Origin of the sequence: Anoxybacter fermentans (assembly GCF_003991135.1) — a bacterium.
Taxonomy (GTDB): domain Bacteria; phylum Bacillota; class Halanaerobiia; order DY22613; family DY22613; genus Anoxybacter; species Anoxybacter fermentans.
Map to the genome: position 1 here is coordinate 2,724,299 of NZ_CP016379.1, position 26,011 is coordinate 2,750,309.

The 26,011-nt window shown below is 34.7% G+C and carries 13 protein-coding genes; 2 read left to right on the forward strand and 11 right to left on the reverse strand.

The window, feature by feature from the left end; genetic code table 11:
- Positions 1–5 precede the first annotated feature (5 nt).
- From BBF96_RS12420 to BBF96_RS12465, 10 genes are all read right to left on the reverse strand, one after another.
- Entirely contained in the window at positions 6–389 is a 384-nt protein-coding gene (locus tag BBF96_RS12420; protein WP_127017460.1) for a hypothetical protein, read from the reverse strand.
- A gap of 525 nt (positions 390–914) precedes the next feature.
- Positions 915–1,982: a tetratricopeptide repeat protein gene (locus tag BBF96_RS12425; protein ID WP_164731052.1), complete on the reverse strand. Its 1,068-nt coding sequence runs from the start codon at positions 1,980–1,982 to the stop codon at positions 915–917.
- A 25-nt stretch (positions 1,983–2,007) separates the two neighbouring features.
- A complete protein-coding gene (locus BBF96_RS12430; protein WP_127017462.1) occupies positions 2,008–3,519 on the reverse strand; it encodes a peptidoglycan-binding protein in 1,512 nt (503 codons plus the stop codon).
- 696 nt (positions 3,520–4,215) lie between these two features.
- Positions 4,216–5,379 carry a hypothetical protein gene (locus tag BBF96_RS12435; protein ID WP_127017463.1) on the reverse strand — a complete coding sequence of 388 codons (1,164 nt, stop codon included), beginning with the start codon at positions 5,377–5,379 and terminating at the stop codon, positions 4,216–4,218.
- Between the two features lie 635 nt (positions 5,380–6,014).
- Positions 6,015–8,009, reverse strand: a complete 1,995-nt coding sequence (locus BBF96_RS12440) for a peptidoglycan-binding protein (protein WP_164731053.1) — start codon at positions 8,007–8,009, stop codon at positions 6,015–6,017.
- A gap of 330 nt (positions 8,010–8,339) precedes the next feature.
- A complete protein-coding gene (locus tag BBF96_RS12445) occupies positions 8,340–8,810 on the reverse strand; it encodes a hypothetical protein (protein WP_127017465.1) in 471 nt (156 codons plus the stop codon).
- A gap of 25 nt (positions 8,811–8,835) precedes the next feature.
- The gene (locus tag BBF96_RS12450; protein WP_127017466.1) at positions 8,836–17,883 is read right to left on the reverse strand and encodes a DUF6531 domain-containing protein; all 9,048 of its coding nucleotides are present in this window, start codon (positions 17,881–17,883) and stop codon (positions 8,836–8,838) included.
- A complete protein-coding gene (locus BBF96_RS12455; protein ID WP_127017467.1) occupies positions 17,876–18,868 on the reverse strand; it encodes a hypothetical protein in 993 nt (330 codons plus the stop codon). Before BBF96_RS12455 ends, BBF96_RS12450 begins: the two co-directional genes overlap by 8 nt.
- Positions 18,869–18,884: 16 nt before the next feature.
- Positions 18,885–20,216, reverse strand: coding sequence for a type II secretion system protein GspD (locus tag BBF96_RS12460; protein WP_127017468.1), 1,332 nt, complete (start codon positions 20,214–20,216; stop codon positions 18,885–18,887).
- A gap of 342 nt (positions 20,217–20,558) precedes the next feature.
- Entirely contained in the window at positions 20,559–22,298 is a 1,740-nt protein-coding gene (locus BBF96_RS12465; protein WP_236777820.1) for a sigma 54-interacting transcriptional regulator, read from the reverse strand.
- A gap of 413 nt (positions 22,299–22,711) precedes the next feature.
- Here BBF96_RS12465 and BBF96_RS12470 point away from each other — a divergent pair, with 413 nt between their 5' ends.
- Positions 22,712–23,293 (forward strand): chromate transporter, encoded by a 582-nt coding sequence (locus BBF96_RS12470; protein WP_127017470.1) that lies wholly within the window; start codon positions 22,712–22,714, stop codon positions 23,291–23,293.
- Positions 23,294–23,310: 17 nt separating this feature from the next.
- Complete coding sequence (locus tag BBF96_RS12475; RefSeq protein ID WP_164731054.1) at positions 23,311–23,832, forward strand: chromate transporter; 522 nt, start codon at positions 23,311–23,313, stop codon at positions 23,830–23,832.
- A gap of 174 nt (positions 23,833–24,006) precedes the next feature.
- Here the strand turns inward: BBF96_RS12475 and BBF96_RS12480 are convergent, their stop codons facing one another.
- Positions 24,007–26,010 (reverse strand): NADH-dependent [FeFe] hydrogenase, group A6, encoded by a 2,004-nt coding sequence (locus tag BBF96_RS12480; RefSeq protein ID WP_127017472.1) that lies wholly within the window; start codon positions 26,008–26,010, stop codon positions 24,007–24,009.
- Between the last annotated feature and the right edge of the window lies 1 nt (position 26,011).

Genomic DNA, 26,011 nt, shown 5'->3' on the forward strand with positions numbered 1-26,011 from the left:
CTCCTTTAATACGTACCATATACAGGTTCTAATCTTCCACTAACAGGTCCTCTTATTCCAGGAACCACGGCTCCTTGAGGTACCGTTTGACTATTAACTCCTTGTAATAGTGGTTGACCAAAAAATTCACTTCCTTCTTGTAATGGATACCCAATGATTTCACCCTGCGATGATCCTACTGGAACAAAACCACTATCTACTTGACTTGCCCTAGCGTTTACTAAAATTTCTTGAATATGTTTTAATTTATCTGCTTCATCTCTTCTCAAATAAACTTTTGCAGTTTTTTTAGCTTTAACACCACCCATTTCTATTGTTATACTCGACTCTTCAAATAAAACCCATTCATCCTTAGAGCTTATAATTGGTACATATGCTGTATTTTCCACAGTTACCCCAATATCTCCAATTTCCTTTGTTGCTTGTTGCTTAATACCGATTACTTTTTCTTTATCCCTGAATCCGTGACACTTTTTTAAATTTAGTGATCTCTGAACATTTTTCTAGACATTTATGAGACAAAATATAGCAATAAAGTAATTTGATTATTAATAAACATATATTACTATTTTATTAGCCTCAAAAAAGACAATAAAATACTACCTCTTTCCGAAATCTATAAAAGATCCAGAAAAAGTTAATTTCTAACTTTATTCACTTGTTATAGTATTATATATCACCAATAAGATATATTTACATGTTTTTACTGCAAAAAGCTAATTTTTCGCTTCAAAAGAAATTTTTCGAACCATCTAAAGTTCGATTTCAGTCAAAATAAGGCACACTAATCAATGGGCCCTCCTGGTCCTTGATTAGCTCATCACATCCCGTAATGAGGCCTTATTTCAACTGAAATCTCACTAAGATAGTTAAACGAAAAATTTCTATGGCGCTAAAAATTAGCTTTTTGCAGTTTAATCTTTAATTAGATTTTTTAATTTTTCAAAAATCTCTTGTGCTTTTTGATCTTCTGGACTTATAGAAAGATATTTTTCCAGAACTTCAATCGCTTTATTTCTATAATCAAAAGTATAATATAATATTCCTAAATTATAAAGTATCAAAGGATGATCTGGACTTATTTCCAATCCTTTTAAATAAGCCTTTTCCGCTTTCTTAAAATCAGACATCCTTTTATAAGTTAAACCCAACATTATATACGCTTCTACTAAATCAGTTTGATATTTTATCGCATTTTCAAAGTACATCCTAGCTTTATCATAATCTTCGGCTTTAAAATAAATATGACCCAAACTATATAAAGCACGACTATAATTAGGTTTTTTTTCTAAAATTTCCTCAAAAATATACCTGGCCTTATCTTTTTGGCCTTTTTTATACCAAAACAACCCCTCACGATACTTCACCGCAAAAGTAACTTTACCAGAATTATAGAAAAACATTAAATACTGCCATGCTTTATCCAAATTAGTATCTAAGTAATAATCTAGCATATTAAGATTAGCAGAATAATTTTCTGGATCTAAAGTTAAAGCTTTTTCCAATTGTTTTAAAGCCAATTCTTCATTATTTATGGCAAAATATTCAGTTGCAAGATCAGAATAAAGATCTGCTTGATTCGGAAATTCTTTTATTCCATTTAATAAAACTTTAATTGCTCTATCGTAATTTTTTTTCTTATGATAAATAGAAGATAAAGTTAAATAAATATCAACTTTTTCAGACTCATAAGTAGTTTCAATATGAATAGCCTGTTCTAATATTGGTAATGCCTTCAAATATTCTCCAGAGTAATAATAGGCTTTTCCAAGAAGAGATATCACTTTTATATTATTTGGATAATCATCTAACAAATTTTCAAGAATGGAAATTGCCTTAGCATATTCTTTTTTGTCCATATATATTTGAGCCTCTTCTAGTAAATTTGAATCTAGTGCTAAAATATCAAAATTTTTTAACATAATCTGTAAAACAGCAATAATAACAAACAAAAATATCAAATAATGATAATACTTTTTCATTACTAACCCTCCTAAAATCAATTTTTTAAAATCCCGCCTGAAGTAATTCATAAACCAAAATAGCTGCTTTAACATCATCTGCAACTCCTATGCCTCCTGTAACAATATCATTTCCCACTGCATATGCAGTTATTGCAACAGCTGCCCCGAGAGCAGCAGCACCTTTATTAATTTTTATTGTAGTAGTATTGGAGACATTTATAACCTTATTAGGATCAAATATCGTAGTCTTACTTTCATAAACTGAAATATAACCCTCTTTATCAACTTCAAACTTATTCACAATTCCTGATTCTATTTTAATGTTCAGTAAATCGGTCTTTGCCATTATTTGAGTAGTCATAGTTAATTTATTTATACCAAACGTTGTTCGAACATTTCCTTTTTTTATTGATAAATCATTTTTAATTGTATCTAGTGTAACTTCTTCATCTCCATTTTTTATTGTAATTTTACCATTATTAGAAATTTGATAATTAGCATTCGGCTTAGAAGTAATATTTACTGTTAAATTAATTTCTTGTTCAACTTTAATTGTTCCATAAACATAGTAATACTCATAAGTTCTTGAATCCATCACTTGCTCAAATTTAAATCCTATATCTGGAATTTTATCTAACTCCTTAGGATATTTCCCAACCATATTTGTAGTTGTAGTAGGTTCAATATCTTTATTTATTCTCTTTATTTGCAATTCCGGATTCAACATGCTATCCACTTCTTCTACTGCTTTTTTCATCGCTTCTAAAGTCTCCTGGCCAACAATACCATCTACTGTAACTCCTAACTCAGCCTGGACTTCCTCTACTGCCATTTTAGTCTCCTGACCATATATGCCATCTACTTTGACATCCTTTCCAAACCCCTCATTAAGTATCGTCTGAATTTCTTTTACCTCTTCTCCCTGAGATCCAAAGCCATATATCTTTCCACTTTCATTAATCTGTTCACCTAAATCATCCAACATATCCCGTATTCCTGCTTCTGGATCTTCAGGAATTCCTACTACTGGCTCTATCGGATCTGTAACAGAAACGTCGATATCATACCCCAATGGATCTTCAAACCTTACAGGATTCTGATATGCATACATATATCCATGTAGGGTTCGTGGATCACTTAAACGACCCCTATAACGATCTCTCTGAATCCATTGACCTGTCACTGGATCATAATCTCTTGCTTTGAAGTGATACAATTTTACCTTTGTATCATAAAACTTCTCTGTCAATCCATGATGATTGTATGGCTCCATCACTCCTGCATAAACTTCTCCAAAAGCATCATACCTGTACTTAAATAAACTGTTACCTGATCTATCAGTTATATCCATCACATTCCTGTTTACATCATGATGGTAAAAGAACAGAAATCCTCTTGTATTGGGCTGATAACCCTTAAGTTTCCTATCATGATAACCATACATCTTCCTGGCAATAATATTGCCATTACCGGTAAAATATTCTGCTAATGGTTGAATGCCTCCACCATGCTGATCATATTCTGCCAAAAGTCTATTACCATCATATACATACACCGTCTTCTCCCATCTTAATTGATTCGATGTATGCCAGTAACTCTCCTCTCTCTTTACTCTCCTCCCTAAAGCATCATAGCCATACCTGACCTCTGTTCCATCATCAAATAGTACCTAAACCATAACATCAAAAACCTCCAAAAACAAAAAATATGCCCGCAGGGTTATACTCCCTGACAGGCATAGTCTTCTTATATTAACATACTTAAGATTTTACTGCAAAAAGCTAATTTTTCGCTCCAAAAGAAATTTTTCGAACCATCTAAAGCTCGATTTCCGCCGAAATAAGGCTTCCTAATCAAAGGGCCCTCCTGGCCCTTGATTAGCTCATCACCTCCTGTGATGAGGCTTTATTTCGACTGAAATCTCACTAAGATGGCTTAACGAAAAATTTCTATGGCACTCAAAATTAGCTTTTTGCAGTTTAATCATAGATATATAAATTCTGACTCTGAGGAGTTATCAATTCTCCCCTATATCAAACCGTATAAAATTACCACCGGTTCACTTTCATTGTGTTCCAGATTCCCCCTTCAGCTTCCTTCAGACCCCACCGTTACCAATAATGCCCTTGCTTACAGGTTGTCTTCCCGCTGGTTAGGCGACAGGGTTTTTTCAGCCCATCGGCTCAGCAAACATGATAGACTAACAAAAATAGCTGTTGACATTTTAAACTTGTCAACAGCCTATCTGTACTCAATATTTAATCATCCAAAATTCTACTTTATAAACTTCATCACTTAAATTCGTATTTTCGCGTAAAAACATTGTTTCTAACAATCCATCATTATCAATATCTTCATTTACAAAATCATGTATAAAAACATCATCAGTATAACTCAAACTCAATTCTTCTATCCATGGTTTATAAACATATCTCCCTTCTTCCCAAAATATTGCATAACCATTGGTCAATAGAATTCTTGGCCCAACCCCGGATTGAGAAGGAATATATCCTTCAATTCCAATCCTGGAAGAAAGTTTAATACGGAATTTCTCACGCCCTGATTCAATACCATATATTAAATAAATATGTTCCACATAATTATCTACTTTTTTTATCGTCTCCAGCTCTTCATCATCATCCAAATCTACTAACCCAATATACTCATATTTATTTAATCTTTTGAATAATTCTGGATTTATTAACATTTTCGTTGAAGATTCTGGAAAAGCAATCTCATTATTGACTATTTGCATGTGCTTCCATTCACCATATTTTGTTTCTACATAAATTTTTCTTTCATCAACTATCATAAATCTTTTGTGTAAAAAATCTCTAATATCATCTTCATACATTAACTCCCATTTCTTTTTTATACCACCTTCATCATATCCAAAAACATACATATACGATTCACCTACATTTTCTACTTGAACAAGCAAATTATAGTTGTCTAATTTAATCGCATCAAACACACGACCTGGAATGTCTTCATTCCATATCAAATTTGCTTTTCCTTTCTCCAACTGAATTTTATAAATATATATTTCTCCTAAGAATATATTTTCAAAATTCCTTACAACAAATAATTCATCATTTCCATCTTGATCAAAATCACAAAACCTAGCTAAAATATAACCGTTAAACTCTGGTATAGAACTCCACTCAATCTCTATTTTTTTTACATTTTGAAAACTTAATTCATAAAGATTAAAAATATACCCATTAGGTGATAAATCATCAGGAAATTTAGAAAGTCCTACCGTAAACAATAGTTTTCTATCCCCATAATTTCCAACTGCAAAACTACTGTCTGAATTTGTCCAAAATAATTCATAATATGATTGTAAAGCATTCACCGGTACTGCAACTATAACCAACAGTGCAAGAAAAGCGATAATTACTTTAAATTTCATTTGTAAAACCTCCTCGCATATAATTAATTAAGCAAAGTTTTATAACTGAAAACATTGTAACTTAAAAGTTTCTTCTTTCTAATTTTTCAAATTGTTGTCCAGGTAATTTTAAAGCCATGTTTTTCCAAAAACCTGAATTTATCTTACACACTCCTTTATAGCCCTTATAGGAATCAGTGATAATTCTTTTTCTCATTATTCCCTTTATTCAAATATCTTCTAACTAAAGGTGTATCTCTTTTCATAACAGATAATTCTACCTCTATTTATTTTTTTTGAGTCTAATTCCAAATAAATTATTAAACCTATTAAATTTTCTTGATAAAAACAATCTCTTGACCTTCATAAACAATAATAATTTTAAATAACTAACCACTGATATAGAAACTACATCTCTTCTATTCACTTGCTTCCATTGTTTTAAACTAATTGTTTTTATTAAAGTTAAATTTATTACTTTAAAACATCCTATCAATAGAAACATTGGTAGTGATTGGCATGAATTTCTCTATATCCTGGCAAAAACCAACATCCTGTCAATCACTACCAATTTAATTTTTTATTATTAATTAAATCAATTCACCCCCTTCATTAATCTTTCTATATAATCCATAAATTACTTATTGCTTATATCATTAAAATAATGCATTCTCAGAATAAGGAGGTTGTGGGTCAGTACCATATTTATATGCTTCAAAAACTCTTTTTGCATAATTGAAGGCTTTTTCACCTGATCCATTATATGCCAATACTGGTCCAAACCACTCTGTTCCATAATACTTGGTACCTTCATCTATATATTCCTTATTCTTATCATACCATTTTGTTTTGTTATCCCTATTCCATTGAACATGACCAACCTTCTCATATAACCATCTAATTCCACCAGCTATATTCTGATTTACATCTGACCAGTCTTTAACGTTTACTGGTAATATTTTTCGATTCCGTAATTCATCTATAGACCTACCTTCTTCTAATTGCATCAAACCTCTTCCTGGCCCACCTCCATCCTCCTCAAGATTCGGAACAAAATTACGATTTTCACGTGCAATTAATGCCTTAACCAAACTTGGATCCAATGGTTCAATTTCATAATTAGACTTCTTTTTCCATCTATCATTAAAATAATTTGTCCAGGCAATTATTTCACGGTCAAACCTATTAAGTTTTTCATCCTTATATTTTTGAATATTGGTATTCTCACCATATATACTGACATAATTAATCGCCATTTGTAAATCCTGGTCAGAAACACTATCTGGATCTTCTCTATATTTATCCATTGTCTTATAGTGGTATTCAATGTCAAAATATTTTTCAAATTCTTGCATATATTCTTCCTGCTTCTGTCTATCAATTCTTATCACAGGTATGTCTAATCCATCTTTAATACCTGCAGCTGTAGTAAATCCAATATCATTATTTATTCTCTTTATTTGTAATTCCAGATTCAACATACTATCCACTTCTTCTACTGCTTTTTCAACTTCCTTATCGATAATTTCTAAAGTTTCCTCTTGTTTTGAATTCAACTTCATCCTCATCGCTCTTAAAGTCTCCTGGCCAACAATACCATCTACTGTAACTCCTAACTCAGCCTGGACTTCCTCTACTGCCATTTTAGTCTCCTGACCATATATGCCATCTACTTTGACATCCTTTCCAAACCCCTCATTAAGTATCGTCTGAATTTCTTTTACCTCTTCTCCCTGAGATCCAAAGCCATATATCTTTCCACTTTCATTAATCAGTTCATCTAAATCATCCAACATATCCCGTATTCCTGCTTCTGGATCTTCAGGAATTCCTACTACTGGCTCTATCGGATCTGTAACATAAACGTCGATATCATACCCCAATGGATCTTCAAATCTTACTGGATTCTGATATGCATACATATATCCATGTAGGGTTCGGGGATCACTTAAACGACCCCTGTAACGATCTCTCTGAATCCATTGACCTGTCACTGGATCATAATCTCTTGCTTTGAAGTGATACAATTTTACCTTTGTATCATAAAACTTCTCTGTCAATCCATGATGATTGTATGGCTCCATCACTCCTGCATAAACTTCTCCAAAAGCATCATACCTGTACTTAAATAAACTGTTACCTGATCTATCAGTTATATCCATCACATTCCTGTTTACATCATGATGGTAAAAGAACAGAAATCCTCTTGTATTGGGCTGATAACCCTTAAGTTTCCTATCATGATAACCATACATCTTCCTGGCAATAATATTGCCATTACCGGTAAAATATTCTGCTAATGGTTGAATGCCTCCACCATGCTGATCATATTCTGCCAAAAGTCTATTACCATCATATACATACACCGTCTTCTCCCATCTTAATTGATTCGATGTATGCCAGTAACTCTCCTCTCTTTTTATTCTCCTCCCTAAAGCATCATAGCTATACTTAACCTCTGTTCCATCATCAAATAGTACCTGGCTCAATCTATTCGCATAGTCATACTTGTAGGTAACTGTCCCTTCAGGAGAAATCTTCTGTATTCGATTCCCTAACTTGTCATAACTAAATATCTGCACAAATTGGGTCTCTCCTTCAATATCAAATGAAAGAGAGACCCACTTATAATTAATTCTTATTTTGTTCACTCAGTTTTCTTTCTATTACTCTTTGGAGTTCAATGATTTCTTCATCACTTGAATCATATTGCTTCAACTAATATAAAGGCCAAACTGCAAAAAGTTAATTTTTCGCTCCTTGAGAAATTTTTCGAACCATCTAAAGCTCGATTTCCGCCGAAATAAGGCTTCCTAATCAAAGGGCCCTCCTGGCCCTTGATTAGCTCATCACTTCCTGTGATGAGGCCTTATTTCGGCGGAAATCTCGCTAAGATGGTTTAGCGAAAAATTTCTATGTCGCTCAAAATTAGCTTTTTGCAGTTTTATCATTAAAAAATAATATAAATCACCTATTTAAATTTATAATTTTATTCCTATATCTTGTAATAATTTATATATTTCATCATCTACCTTTAATAATAAACCTTGAATTTTTGCTTTATAAATATCTTTTTCATCTTTTGATACAAACCAATACTTATAAAAATATAACTCCCGACTCTTATGCGAATATCCTATTATTAACTTTTCATCATAAATTCGGACATGAAAAACAACTGGAAATATACTACTATTATAATATTCAACTTTATATTTCTTTTGTTCATAATTATTTAAAATTATTCGCTTCAGCCTAGTTATTTCATCCAAATTCAAAGTACGAAAAGTACTCCATTTTTGTACTTTTACATAATCTATTTTATTCACCCTTTGAATAAACAATTTTTCACTATCTAATTGTTTATTTCTATTATTAATATATAATACAGATAATAAACAAACTACAATCAAAATAATCAACATACTTATAATACTTCTTTTTCCATTCATCAGTATCACCTCTTAAATAATTCAATTATTGTGCAGGTTTTATTATAATTATATCTTTTATTACTGAATAAGAAAGTGGTATTATTAGTCCTTTATCAGTTGCAGGCATTGGAGGTGCAAAAAATACTTCTAACTTAGTTGGTTCTTTCACCTCGATAGTTATTCGTTTTTCCCATATTATAGTTTTTTTTGGTAATGTTAAATATTGCCTTTCTAAATCTTCTTTTACAAACCACAAACCTTCTATTTTATTTTCATCAATACTTAACTCTATCATGGGAAGGTCCCCCTCCTTAGGATTATAATCAGAGCTACTTGCATAAGCATTAACCCAAATATCTACTTTGCTTTCTTCCAAATAATCAATTTCTACAGAAAATCTCATAGGTTTACTAGATATTAATATACTTCCTCCGATAATTGTCTTCTCTGGGACTACTCCTGATCTGTTATCTGTTGTATGACTATCAAGATTTATTCCCAATAATGTTTGCCCTATCTCTTTTTCATAATAAATTTTATCTCCTGGTTTAGGTTGATTATCTACTATTGTCGAATAAACTTGAACTAATGAATTTCCATCATCACTTAACTCATCATCTTCATTCGCCCCATTTTCGTATATATCCCCTTTATCTACCTGAATTTGATTATCATCCATCTCGCAAATAGCAGCCTCTGGATCCTGAATTGAAACTGTCGGATCTGTAATAGGTTTATCAACATCATACCCCAATGGATCTTCAAATCTTACTGGATTCTGATATGCATACATATATCCATGTAAGGTCCGGGGATCACTTAAACGACCCCTGTAACGATCTCTCTGAATCCATTGACCTGTCACTGGATCATAATCTCTTGCTTTGAAGTGATACAATTTTACCTTTGTATCATAAAACTTCTCTGTCAATCCATGATGATTGTATGGCTCCATCACTCCTGCATAAACTTCTCCAAAAGCATCATACCTGTACTTAAATAGACTGTTACCTGATCTATCAGTTATATCCATCACATTCCTGTTTACATCATGATGGTAAAAGAATAGAAATCCTCTTGTATTGGGCTGATAACCCTTAAGTTTCCTATCATGATAACCATACATCTTCCTGGCAATAATATTGCCATTACCGGAAAAATATTCTGCTAATGGTTGAATGCCTCCACCATGCTGATCATATTCTGCTAAAAGTCTATTACCATCATATACATACACCGTCTTCTCCCATCTTAATTGATTCGATGTATGCCAGTAACTCTCCTCTCTCTTTACTCTCCTCCCTAAAGCATCATAGCTATACTTAACCTCTGTTCCATCATCAAATAGTACCTGGCTCAATCTATTCGCATAGTCATACTTGTAGGTAACTGTTCCTTCAGGAGAAATCTTCTGTATTCGATTCCCTAACCTGTCATAAATATATCTCACATCCCCTGCCTGAATCAACTGGTTTGCTGCATTATATTGATACAATGTCTCTACCCCATCCTGACTCTTTCTTATCATATTTCCTACTGCATCATATTCATAAGTCACTACATTAAATGGCAATGCCAGATAATCAAAGTTTTCTGCCGGGTCTGGTTGATTATCATTATCTTTCTGATTTTTACCCTTACCTTTTTCTTTCTCATTTCCACCTATAGGTTGAGTTATCAACTGAGCGTCCCTGATCGCTGTAATCTTCTCTACTGGATAAATTACTTTTGTTAATCGATAATTTGCATCATATCTGTATAAAGTCACTGCCCCATCCTCTTCTGTACATTTTAAGATATTCCCTACTAAATCCCTTTCGTAAGTAAAACTTGAAAGAACTCCATATGGGCCACGGGTAACTATGCTTTTTATCTGGTTCATTTCATCATAACTGTACTCTGTCACTACTCCATTGGAATATTTCATACGTGTCAAATTGTTGTTTGCATCATACTCATATTCTGCATAATGATTCGTCGGTAGATTGGCCTTGACTAATCTGTTCAAAGCATCATACTCATAGGAAATTACTGAGCCTTTTGGTGTTGTCAATGTCTTTAAGTTCCCTACAGCATCATAACTGTACTGAATCTCTGTTCCCAATGTCTCATTTCTGGCCTTTATCTTCCGCCCTAACTTATCATAACTGAATGTCTGTACAAATTCTGGACTTTCAGCTCGAATTATACGACCCAATGGATCATATTCAAATTTCTCTTTCTCTCCTGTCTGATATTCAATTTGAATTAGCCTATCTAGCGGGTCATAAGTGTAACTCGTCCTTCTACCCTCTGCATCAATCTTAAAGGCCAAATTACCTACCGGGTCATAGTCATATCTTGTCTCATTTCCCAATGGGTCTATCTCCAGAATCAATCGATCAAGGGCATCATATTGATACTCTTTTGTATGACCATTGGCATCTACAATCCTGGTCAGCATTCCCTCTGGATCATATTGATATACCGTAGTATATCCCATTGCATCGGTTACTTCTATGAGTTTATTTAGAGAGTTATAGCTCATCTTTTTCACATTCTCCAATGGGTCAATAACTTTTACCAGATTTCCTATCTTATCATATTCATATTCATACTCCCCACCATTAGCCTCAATTATCTTTGTCAAACGATCAAGCTCATCATATTGATAGACTGTTATATTCCCTTTCGGATCTTTAACCTGAATCAGGTTTCCTACAGCATTATACTGATAATCTGTTACATAACCAAGAGCATTTATCTCTGCAATTCTACGATTTAAACTGTCATATTCATATTCCGTCTTCCTGCCCAATGGATCAATCCTGGCTATCAGGTTTCCGTTTGGATCATACTCATATCTTGTCTTATATCCCATTGCATCTGTTTTAGCTACCAAAAGCTGCCGGGCATCATATTCGTATTCTGTTACATTACCCAATGGGTCGATAACTTTTGCTAAATCACCCAATGGTGTATATTGATACTCTGTCCTATAATCCATTGGATCTGTGATACTTATCAACTCCCCTGCAAGGTTATATTCATACCTATAGGCATAACCCCTTGCATTGATCTTTTTAACCGGTAGTCCCAGAGCATTATATTCCCAGCAGGTCTCATTACCCAGTGGATCAATCTTTTTAATCAATTCTCCTACCCTGTTATAGCTATAACTGGTCTTTTCACCGCCGAAGTCAACCATTTCTATAATGCGATCCAATTGATCATAAGCATAGCTCTTGGTATAACCTGCCGGATTGGTGATCTGTACCAGGCGATTGAGCTTATCATATTGATATTTTGTCTTTTGACCATTATAATCAATTACTTCCGTTACTTTACCGGCCCAGTTGTAAGAAAATTTCTTCTCATCTCCCAATGGATTTATAATCTTTGTAACCCTATCTAGTGGATCATATTCATATCTGGTTATCCGCTGTAGTGGATCAATAACTTCAATAATGTTTCCTACAGCATCATATTTATACCGGGTTTCATTTCCTTTCGGGTCAATCTTTTTTACCAACCTGTTAAGTGGGTCATATTGATATTCATACTTAAAGCCTCTCGGATCTACTTTAGCAATCAGATTTCCTACCGGGTCATATTCAAAAACTGTCTTATAACCGGCCCTATCTACTTTCTCTACTAACCGTCCCAATGGGTCATATTTGTATGTTACTGCATTCCCTAAATGATCTTTGACTTCTATAAGTTCTCCCCGCAAATTATATCTATAGTGAGTCTCTCTACCCAATGGATCTATCTCTTTTACAACCTGATCCATTGGATTGTATGCATATTTATACTTCCCTCCTGAAGGATTTATCTTTTCAATTAACTTATTAACATCATTATAGGTATATTGTGTAACCCGCCCTTCAGGATCAACTTTTTTAATCAGATTTCCTACTTTGTCATAAATATAGGTCGTAATACCCCCCAGAGGATCTTCTATCCTGGTAATTTGGCCCCGATAGTTGTAACTAATATTTGTCTTTGCACCGTAAGGATTAATTATACTGATTACACGGTCCAGCGGATCATAAATATATTCATATACCCCACCATCTGGATTAATCTTTTTTACAATCTTTCCTGTTCCATTATATTCATATTTATAAACATAATTTGCAAAATCCTGCCTCTCTATCAGATTTCCCAATGGATCATATTTGTATCTGGCTACATTTCCACGGGGATTTATCTCTTCAATCAAATTTCCTAATTGATCATATTTATATTCAGTACTATATCCCTTTGCATCAGTAACTTTTACCAATCTATTTAAAAGGTCATATTGATAGATAGTCTTATTATTGGCAGCATCGGTCTTTTCGATCAAATTGCCAACTTTATCATAACGGTATTGAACTCTGCTGCCTAATGGATCTATTTCTCTGATTAGCCTGTCCAACTGATCATATTCATACTGATAATGATAACCTAAAGGATCAGTTGCTCTGATAAGATTGCCTGCCTTATCATATTGATATACATACTCTCCTCCATCTGGCTGAATCTTCTTTATCAGCCGGCCTACCGGATCATATTCAAACCGTATCTCGCGACCCAGTGGATCTTTTATCAAAGTTTGATTTCCCAAAGGATCATACCGATATTCTTCTTTTCGACCCAATTCATCAATCACCTGAACCAACTGCTGTATTTCGTTATATTTATAATGTTTTACATTCCCGTCCGGATCTGTGACTGATGCCAGTTTTCCCTGTGGTGTATAAGTATATTTCGTTGTCTGGCCCAATGGATCAATTATACTGATTAACTGCCCTTTTTTATCGTAAATATAACGGGTTACATGTCCTTCTTCATCTATAACTTTCTCAATCTGACCAAGTGCATTGTAACTATACTGCTTTTTCTTACTCAATGGGTTTATTTCAGCAACCAGATCCCCTCTCTTGTTATACTGCATCTGATATTCATTACCGGCTGGGTCAATATACTTCACCAGATTTCCAACTGCATCATACTGATAACTTTCTTTCTGCTTCAGTGGATTTATCTTTTCAACTAACTGCTGCCGTCTGTTATATTTATAAGTGGTAATTCCACCGTTTAAATCAACTTTTTTAACAATCTTTCCGGCATAATTATATTTATAGCTCATCTGATCACCCATTGGATTTATAATTGCCGTTACCCTACCCAGAGGGTCATATTGATATTGGGTAATTCTTCCCAATGGGTCTATCTCTTTTATTTTTTCACCATACCTATTATACTCATAACGCATAGCTTCATTTAATGGGTTAATTTCCTGAATCAGATTATCCATCTCATCATACTTATACCGGGTGAAATTTCCCAATGGATCTACTTTTTTAATCAACCTTCCAGCAATATCATATTCGTAAGTAACTTCGTTGTTCTCAGGATCTATCTCTTTTATTAAACGTCCCATAGCATCATAAATGTATTGATAAATATTTCCCTCTGGATCAATCTTTTTGATCATCTTACCTACCGCATTATACTCATACCTGGTTGTATAGTTTAACGGGTCAATGATTTTTACCGGCAAATCTCTGCTGTTATAGACAATTCTGGTCTCTCCTCCCAAAGGATTGATCTCACTTATAACATTTCCAACTTTATCATATCTATACTGGGTAACTTCTCCTTCAGGGCCAGTCTTTTTGATCAAATTGCCATTTTTATCATATTCCATTATAATAGTACCGCCCGATGGCTGAATAATCTTTTTCACCTGCCCGAGAGGAGTATATTCATATCTGGTAACAGCCTGTAAAGGATCAATTTCTTGAATTAACCGATTTAATGCATCATATTTAAACTGGATTATTCCTCCATCAGGATTATGAACTTTCAATAGGTTACCATTCTTATCATATTCATAAGTATATTTATAGCCCGCAGGATCTATTTTTTCGATTAAATTTCCAACCCTGTCATATTTCATAGTAGTAATCCTTTCCCCATCCTGAATCTTAATCAGTTGATCCAGTTCATTATAGGTATAGACAATATTCCTGCCATTTGGCAGGCTTTTACATTTCAATCTACCGCCAGCGTCATACTGATAACTGGTTTTTCTACCCAGAGCATCTATCTCTTTGATCAGTTCTCCATACTGGTTATAAGTATAAGTAATCTTCCCACCAACTGGATCCTGTTCTGTCAGAAGATTACCTGAATTATCATAGGTATAGATAAACTTATTGCCTGCCGGATCCATTTTCTGTACCAATCGATCATTGGCATCATAACTGTATTGTTCAATTGTACCATCGGGCAATATTTTCTTGACCAATCGATCCAACAAATCATATTCGTATCGGGTAACCCGACCTAAAGCATCTGTTTTAGTTTTTACTTTACCGGAATATGGATCATAAGTGTAAGTGGTACTATTCCCTAACGGATCTGTTTCTTTAATTACATTTCCTTTCAAATCATATTCATATGTAATTACTCCACCATCAGATCTGGTAATTGTTAAAAGATGGCCCATTTGATCATAGGTATATCTGGTCTCGTTGCCCAGTGGATCTACTTTACGGATTAAATCACCTGCCTGGTTGTAATAATACCTGGTTACATTTCCTAAAGGATCTACTTCTGTCTCAATCAAACCAGAACCGTTATAGGTGTATTGGGTTTCAGCCCCTTCAGCATTGATCTTTTTTATGAGACGTCCGCTGGCATCGTATTGATATCTGGTTACAACTCCGCCAGGCTTTCTTTCTTCTAAAAGTCTTCCCATCGCATCATATTGATAATGGGTTTTTCTTAAAAGTGGATCAATTTTTAAGATAACCTTATCCTGAGCATTATATTGATAACTGGTCTTTCTATTCCCTATAATTCTCTCTATAACATTTCCTACTTTGTCATATTTATAGACCGTTTTTAAACCTGAAGGATCTATTTTTTCTATTAATCTATTTAAACGGTCATAGTTATACGAAGTTCGTCCTCCATCTTTTCCAATTTTAGTGATTAAATTACCATTAGCATCATAAAAATATTGGATAGTTTGACCTAATGGGTCAATTTCTTTTATCAGCCTACCACAGGCATCATATTGATAGCTATATACTCTTCCACCAGGTTTTACTTTTTCAATAAGATTTCCTTTTCCATCATATTTGTAGGTTGTAATCTGACCATTAACATCAACTTTTTGAATCAGACGGTTATGTTGGTCATAACTGTATTTTTCTACTCCTCCATCGGGAAAATGCTTTTCTTTTAAGTTCCCTTTCTGATCATAAATCATGGTGGTAATTCCGCCCCGGGGATCTTTAATTGAGGTGACCCGTCCCTCAGGATCATAGGTATAAGTAGTAACTCCACCCAAAGGATTGGTTTCTCTTATCTTTCTTCCTAAAATATCATACTCATAACTCCATTTTTCTCCTGTCGGTTTAACAACTTCAATTTTATTGCCATATTGATCATAACGGTAAGTCTCTATACTTCCATCAGGATATTGAATGGAAGTTAGATTGCCATACTGATCATAATGGCGGATTGTCGTTCCTGAAGGATCTGTAGTTTGAATTAAACGATCCTTATCATCGTAAACATATGTAGTAATCCGACCCATGGGATCAACTTTTTTAATCAAATTTCTTCCATTATATTCATAGCGGGTTGAATTCCCATATGGATCAATTTCTTCAACCAGGTTACCCAATTGGTCATACCGATACCGTATGGTAAAACCTTTCGGATCAGTAACACTTGTCTTTTTACCATTTTCCCAGGTGTATAAAGTTGTATTGCCCAGTGGATCTACTTCTTTAATAATATAACCTGCTTCATCGTAATAATAATGAGTTATCTGATTATTTAAATCTTTAACAATAGTATGACGATTTGTTTCGTCATAAGTATAAGACCAATTCCTTCCATTCCCATATCTCTGTTCTCTGGTTCTGCCCTTCTCATCATAAACTATGGAAAATACTTCACCCGCTGGATTAATAATGCTTACCAACTTATGTTGACTGTTATACCTATATTCAGTTGTTCTACCGGAACGGTCGGTAAAAGAAACCAGACACAACTGGTTATCATAGTTGTAGCGCAAACTCTGGCCCATTGGGTCAATAATCTGGATAATCTGTCCTTTGTTGTTATAAAGGAATTGTAACCGCCTTTGACTGGCATCTGTGACTTCGATTAACCGATTTCCTTCATAACGAAAACTCAATGTATTACCATTTTTATCCCGGATTTTACTGATCTTTAAATTTGAATTGAATTCATAAATCTGTCCGTCTGTCTTTTCAAGAATATAAATTGCTCCATTTTTCTTAAGACGTTCATGTGTAACAGGATTTATGTATTCTCCATTATTTACCTTTTCAAAATTTGCTTTACCTCCATCACCTTTACATAAAACCATAATACCTAGTTCAGAATACTCCTCAAGATAGATATTATAGTTAAATGTCCATCCTCTTCCCAATACTGATGGGATATGGTCTGAATTAGTATTGTAGGAACGTTTGATTTCCAGATCTATACCCTTACCAGGAACCTGTAAATCAACTATTTTATAATGCCAATTCCCATTCGCAATATTAACCGGATCTCCCCTTAAATTCTCAGTTTCTCCTAGATTATATATAGGCTTATTGGCATCAACTGGAGGCTCTTTTTCTTCTTTTTTGTCTTCTTTTCTATTATCATTTTTTTCATCTTTTTTATCTTCTCCATCATCATTTTCATCATCTTTTCCATCTTTATTATCTTCTCCATCTTCATCTTCATCATCTTCTCCATCTTCTCCACCACCTTCATTATCTCCTCCATCTTCATCTTCACCATCTTCTTCATCTTCTCCATCATCTTCATTATCTTCTCTATCTCCATCTTCATCATCTTCTTCATCTTCTCCACCATTATTATCTCCTCCACCATTATCTGTATCCCCGCCAGTACCACCACCATTAATCGGAATTAAAAGAATAGATATAATAGTCTCTTCTTCATCCTGATTATTTTGAAATATAAAAGTATTTTTGGCAAATATAAAATCTGGTAAATTAACTATAAAAATAAAACATAAAATTAATAACACCCATTTTGGAAAGCCTTTCTTTTTAATCACTCTTATCACCTCTCTTTATAGTAAAATTCAAATTCCTTATATTCTTACCATCCACCCAAACTTCCAATCTCCATATTCCCTTTAATTCTTCCATTCGATGATATCTTATATCCAACCATACATATGAATATTTCTGGCCTGATTTTAATATATAAGGAAGTTCATGATATTTCTCTCCATTAGGAGCAAAAAATTTATATACGAGAGTATGCTTTCCCTCAATGTGACCCCATTTTAATAACACTACAACCTTCTCTTCATCAGTCAAAAAAATATCTCGCTGTTCTGTAAGTTCACCGTTTTTTAAATCTGGTCCAATAGCGACGGATAACAAAATTGGTTCAACACCAGGATTACCAATTGTAAATAACCTCCGTCTCTTTGAAAATGGAGTCATAGCTATTTTCTGATTTTTATGGTTATATGCATTAACCTGCCAGCTATAAATTCCCTCATCTAAAACAGGGCCTTGAAATTCAGTGGAATATAAATTTGGACTCTCATAAATCATATTTCCATCAACATCATAAATTTGTAACTTAAAATGATCAGCTTCTAAAAATGATTCCCATTTAAAAATTGGAGCAGATTTTGATAATACTTGACCATTAAATGGCGCTATAACTTCAAATTTCTTATATAAATTGAGATCATTTAGTCTATAACGAACATCTTTCTTTAATTCTAAAACGTCTGTGGATGAACCCCAGAATTCCTTTAAAGTACAATAATAGGTATTGGAATGTTCACCAAATGTCCTCAAAATGTAAGTCCCTTCCTCCAGGTCAGAAAAATAATATACTCCTTTAGAATCTGTAATTGACCTGGGTTCAAAACCTGTTAACTCATTACCATCAGAAATAGCAAAAACACTAAGTCCCGAAACAGGCTCCCCATTATAAAGAAACCTTCCTGTTAATTCAGCCGTTTTTCCAATATCATTTAACAAAATTACTAGCAAGAGCAAGAAAAAAAACTTTCTCATAAGTTATAACCTCCCTTTACTGTCCTGTCTCATCATCTTGACCAGTCTCTACTGATTCAGAAACAGAAGGTAATGTTACATTTAAAACATCCTTATGATTAACCAGATATGGCGTAATAAAAATATATAAATCACTTCTCTTAGTCTCATCCCGCACAGTTCTAAACAATCGTCCTAAAATAGGGATATCCCCTAAAAGAGGAATTCGATTCTCATACTGAATCACACTCTCTCTTGCCAATCCCCCTATTACAATAGTCTCGCCTGCCTTACAGCGAATAATGGTTTCCGCCTCCCTACTGCTGGTTGTAGGATACCCATCGGCTGTTGTACCTGTCACAGAAGTAACATTTGTATATATTTCCGAAATAATCTCACCATATTTATTAACCCTTGGTTTAATCTTCAACTGAATTCCTGCCACAATATCCTGTTTTATTCGATAATTCTGACCACTTACATTTTCAGAAATAAATATCGGAATCCGCTCTTGTGTAATTACTTTTGCTTCCACTCCACTAACTGTAGCAATACGCGGATTTGCTAATACCCGGGCCTGTCCTTTTCCCTTCAACAGATTAATAGCAGCCATTAGATTTAACGGTGTTCTTACAAATGTCTGTAAATTTAAATCCACTTCACCATAAGTCGATGTCTTTTCTTTAAACATAACACCGAAACTATCACTAAAATCTAAACCCAATGTGGAATTATCATCCACATTTATTTCTATAATCTTTGCATCAATTAAAATCTGCTCCCGTGGAAAGTCTAACTCTTTAATCAATTTTTCAATCTCATCCAGATCCTCTACTTCCCTACTTATGATTAAAGCTTGCTGTTCCTCATTAATCTGAATTGCCCGATCACCAAAAGGAATCATCTTTTTTAAAATATTTGCAACTTCTTTTAGATCAGCATATTCCAAAAAGAAAACTTTGTATTTTTTATCAGCTCGTGTTTCTTCATCCTTAATAGAACTCAAACTTAAAACTATAGATTTTTGATCAGGAGTCAAAGAACTTCTTAAAATAACTGAATCAGAATATTTAACATAAAAAATAACTCCATCCATCTTCTCCTGTACTACAACCTCTTTAATAGGATCAGTAAGGTTTTCAGGAATTGCAAATCCTTTAGCAAGTTGACCTTTTAAATAAACCTCTACCACTCCATCACCTTCACGTAAACGATAATCCAGAACTTTATCAGTCTGAATGACAATCTGAGTTAAAGAGTTTAAATAAATAACATCAAAACTCAAAATATTCATCTCTTCTTGAGTCATTCCAGGATTTGATAAACCTATTACCATAACTATTAATATAATCCATGTTTTTCTAATCATAAAATGTTTCCTCCTTTTTTTGATTTGTTATTTCTTCTTTTTTCTGTTAATTTATCTTGATAATTATTATTTTAAAATATATAGTAATTTTAGTCAATAATTTTTCACCTGAGTTTAATACAACTCTATCTGACTGTATGAAATGACTTTACTGCAAAAAGCTAATTTTTCACTTCAAGAGAAATTTTTCGAACCATCTAAAGTTCGATTTCAGTTGAAATAAGGACTGATCAGAAAATGTGGTGATTACTGAAAAGCACCACTCTAAGGTGCCTTCAAATATTAAATGAGAGTCTTTAAAACAAAAAAATCTCCTCATGTCTTTATGAGGAGATTTTTGTCTCAAGATAATCCATATTTCTTCATTTTTCGCACAATCGTTGGTTGACTTACTCCCAGCACTTTTGCTACTTCACGGGTAGTAGAATATTTTTGTAAAGCTTTTGCAATGATCTGTTTTTCTACTTCTTCCACTGCATCTTTTAAAGGCATCAGACTGGGTACAATAATATTTGAGGGAGTTTTTACATACTCATCAGACCGAATATATTCTGGTAAATCATCAATCCCAATTAGATCATTATTGGTCAATACTACCAATCGCTCAACGGTGTTCTCGAGTTCCCGTACATTTCCCGGCCAATCATACCGTTCCAGTGCCTTTAACGCTTCCGGATCAAACCTCTTATTCGTTTTAAATTGAGTATTAAACCGTTCCAGGAAATGATAAATTAGCGGAATAATGTCCTCTCGCCGTTCACGTAAAGGTGGAACATAAATTGGTACCACATTTAAACGATAATAAAGGTCTTCCCGGAACTTACCTTCTTTAACCATCTGTTCTAAGTTTCGATTGGTGGCAGCAATAATCCGGACCTGAATTTTTATTGGATTGACACCTCCAACCCGAACAATCTCCTTCTCCTGAATGGCGCGAAGAAGCTTCACCTGCAAATTCAACGAAAGTTCACTAATCTCATCTAAAAAAAGGGTCCCTCCTTCAGCCAGCTCAAAAAGTCCGGGCTTCCCCTCTTTTCTTGCTCCGGTAAAGGCTCCCTTTTCATAACCAAACAGTTCAGATTCCAGAAGATTCTCAGGAATAGCACCACAATTCACTTTAATTAATGATCCTTCATGCCCCTGGCCCGTGCGGTGAATAATCTTGGCAACGATCTCTTTACCCACTCCTGATTCACCTGTAATTAGAACTGTTGAGTTCACCTCTCCCAGTCGGAGAGCTAATTTAATCACCTTTTGCATCGCCTCACTCTGGATGACCACATCATCTAATTCCAACTGCTGCAACCGCAGTTGGGCCAGTTCTGAATGATAACGCTGGCTTAACTTCCGGGTCTCTGCCAATTGCTGTTTTAATGAATTCAATTCCGCCAGATCACGTACAGTAGTCACAACCCGGACAATATTTCCTTCTTCATCAAAGACAGGGTTACCCGTAATTAAAACTTCTTTCCCTGTTTTAATCTCATGGGTGATGGTGACAGGTTCCCGTTCTTCCAATACCAATAAAGTAACAGACTGAGAATAAACTCCTTCTTCCACCAATTCTTTCATATTCCGACCAATGACCTCTTCTGCTTTAATTCCACTAATTCGCTCATAGGCACTATTAACCCGTAAAGTGTTTCCTTCACCATCGGTGATATAAACACCATCGGAGATAGACTCAATAATTGTATCCAACTCCCGATTTAATTCCTTAATTGATTTTAATTCCTGACTGATCGACTCCAATTCTGAAATATCCTGAAAGATTGCTACAGCTCCCACAATCTTTCCATCTTTGATAATGGGGGTGCGATTGGTCAGTACCATCACATCTCCAATTTTCATCTTTTGCGAATACTCAGCCTGGCCAGTTTTTAACACGGTTAAAAGTCCAGTAGTGGGAATTACCTCATCTACTGGTTGACCCATAACCTCTTCTGCGTTGACTCCCACAATTTTTTCAGCAGCATGATTGAAAATGGTTATAAACCCCTGTTCATCAACAGCGACAATGGCATTATGGGCTGCATCCAAAATAGTTTTTAATTTTTCTTCATTGTAATTTCTGGTCGTCACCATCATCCCCCCTATCAAACCTTTTTATATTATATAATTAAGCTGCAAAAAGCTAATTTTGAGCGTCATAGAAATTTTTCGTTAAACCATCTTAGTGAAATTTTGGTCGAAATAAGGCCTCATCACAGGATGTGATGAGCTAATCAAAAACCAGGAGGGCCCATTGATTAGTGTGCCTTATTTCGACTGAAATCGAACTTTAGATGGTTCGAAAAATTTCTTTTGAAGTGAAAAATTAGCTTTTTGCAGTAAAATCATATATATTTTCGGCAAACCCTTCTCCTGTTCCTTCAGCCACTATTTATTCAGATTTAGTTTTAAAAGTAACTGGATAACTTGACATTCTTAAGAAAAACCAATATATTTGTAAATAGCTATCTTCCTATGATCAAAATTAAAAAGGGGTAATAACTATGAAAAAAAATTTTAATGTTCGTTTTTTAATAAAGCTTTTTACAACCTTTTTCAAAATCGGTATGTTCACTTTTGGCGGCGGTTTTGCCATGATTCCTTTAATGGAAAAAGAGCTGGTAGAAAGACACGGGTGGCTTGATAAAAAACAATTTATTGATTCAATATCACTGACCCAGACCATACCGGGAGCTGTTGCCATAAATTTAGCCATCTTTCTTGGGTACAATCTAGCTGGATTGCCGGGTGCTCTAGCTGCCACCGTCGGTGTTGCTCTTCCATCTTTTTTAATCATCCTGCTTATTGCCATAAGTTTTAACCGTTTTCGTAATAACCAAATTATCGAAAATGTCTTTAAAGGAATTAGACCCACCGTTGTTGCTTTAATTGCTTATGCCGGGGTCAAGCTTATAAGAACCATTGATTGGTCAGTTTTATTAATTATTGTTTTGATTGTTACTCTAATTGCCAGAATTCTGTTTGACATCAATCCGGTTATATTAATTGTTGCCGCCAGTATGGCCGGATTAATCAATTATTTTTTAAACCGCAAAACATTCTTTAAAGACCAATCAGAAGAATGAATAATGAGGTGATAATATTGCAAATATTACTTAGTCTCTTTTTATCCTTTTTTAAAATCGGACTTTTTGGATTTGGTGGAGGTTATGCAATGATCTCTTTAATTCAAGAAGAATTAAAATCACACGGCTGGTTAGCAATAAAAGATTTCATTAATATTATCGCAATTGCTGAGATGACTCCAGGGCCAATTGCCATTAATAGCGCTACCTTTGTCGGATTTAAAGTCTCCTCTATATTAGGTTCAATATTTGCAACCTTTGGGGTAATTACTCCTTCATTTATCCTTGTAATTATTGTGGCCCACTTTTTTAAAAAAGCTCAAAAATCCCCTTATATAAATGCAATTCTGAAATTTTTGCGCCCTGTAGTGATTGGATTGATTTTGACTGCAGCATTTACTATCTCTGAATCCAGTTTTATTGATTTAAAAAGCCTGATAATTGGGAGTGCTGTTTTTATTGTCATGTTGAAGACTAAAGTGAGTCCGATTTTTATTATAATACTCTCCGGTCTAGCAGGAATTATCCTCTATGGATAAAATTAGTGCCAGATCTTCTGGCACTTTTTTCTCAGGAGCAAAATGCCCTTTGAGTACTACAAAAAGTATAATTTTCTTGATCAAAAAAACTTAAGGCTGTTGACATTCTAACTTTGTCAACAGCCTAACCATTCTACTATATCAAAAGAGTAGGTAGTTCCAGTTTAAAACTCTTTAAACTCTCAACTTTGCTTTAATCTTTTCAAGAATCTCCTCAGTATCTTCAGCAGTCATATTATTTAAAAGCTCATCATCCACTTTAACTGTTGGACCGTTCTTACAATTTTCAAAGCAGAAAGTAGCCTCAATCTTCACCCGTTCTTTAAGAACAGGATCTTTTTCAACTGCTTTCATTAGACTTTGCAAAAGATCATAGGAACCTCCAAGATAACAGCAGGTACCTACACAGACAGCAACAGAAATTTCTTCTAAACCGCTGCCAGTTAAGTGAATTTCTTCACCCCGGATCCGGCGCCGATTGCCATAGTTGGTGTGGAGTAGATGGTGAATTTCATCATGCGAAAGTTTCGCTAAATGCTTTTGATAAAATTCATTAATTACAGGGCTATCCTGGGATTTGTGAATCTGAAGCATCCTATCAGCTCGATAAATTCCAGCTGCCCTTTCCTTACGAGCTTCGGTATCATTGGGGAATGGTTGACCAGCACCTCCAACACATCCACCCGGACAGGCCATTACTTCCACCAGATGATACTCAACTTCACCGGACTTAATCTTTTTAAGAAGTTTTTTAACATTACCCAGACCATGAACAACAGCAATCTTTACATCGGTACCGTTCAGGTTAACAGTAGCTTCTTTAATTCCTTCCATGCCCCGGACAGCTTTAAAGTTTACATCTTCCAGAGTTTTATCGGTAAGCATTTCATAAGCCGCCCTTAATGCAGCCTCAGCAACCCCACCAGTAGCACCAAAGATTACACCAGCACCGGTAGCAAAACCGAAGGGCAGATCCAGTGATTCAATTTCCAGTTCATCAAAAATAATACCTGCTTCTTTGATCATTCGGGCGATCTCCTGGGTAGTTAATACATAATCTACATCTCTTACACCATTATGGCTAAATTCTTTACGTCTTGCTTCAAACTTCTTAGCAGAGCATGGCATTAAGGAGACCACAATTAAATCTTTAGGTTCAATGCCCAGTTCTTTAGCATAGAACCTTTTTACCACTGCTCCAAACATCTGCTGTGGAGATTTACAGCTAGATAGGTTATCCAAAAGATCAGAATGATATTGTTCAGCATACTTAACCCAGGCCGGACAACAGGAAGTAAAAATAGGCAGCCGTTCATTATTTTTAAAACGAGCGATAAATTCCCTGGTCTCTTCCATTACTGTTAAATCAGCTGCAAAACTGGTATCAAATACTTTGTCAAAACCTAAACGGCGTAAAGCTGCAGCTAATTTTCCTAATTCAATATCACCAGGTTTACCACCGAACTCTTCACCAATAGCCACCCTGACAGCTGGAGCTATCTGCACAATAACAGTCTTGCTCTCATCCTGAAGAGCTTCCCAAACCTCTTCGCGTTCTGACTTAACAACCAGAGCACCAGTCGGGCAGACAGAAGCACATTGACCGCAGTTAACACAATCTACTTCAGCCAGTTGTTTATTGAATGCCGGGGTTACCATTACTTTTGAACCTCGATTAGCAAAATCCAATACACCAATTCCCTGTACTTCCTGGCACATCCGCACACAGTCACCACAAAGAATACATTTGTTAGGATCACGTACTAAAGAAGGACTGCTATCATCAATAGGTAGCTTCTGATCCCTCTGACCGAAACGAATTTCTTTAATTCCAAACCGTTCTGCCAGATCCTGTAGTTTACAGCTACCACTCCGTTCACAGGTAGTACATTCCCGATCGTGATTAGCCAGTAATAATTCTAAAGCCATTTTACGAATATGCTGTAAACGTTTTGTGTGAGTTTTAATTTTCATTCCCGGACGTGGAGCGGTGGAACAGGCAGCAACAATTCCCTGCCCCTCTACTTCTACAAGACACATCCGACATGCACCGTAAACACTCAGTTCAGAATGATAACAGAATGTGGGTAACTCAATACCAGCCTTACGAATCACCTTCAACAGATTCTCTTCACCGTTTAATTCATAACTATGATTATTAATAATAATTTGATTCATT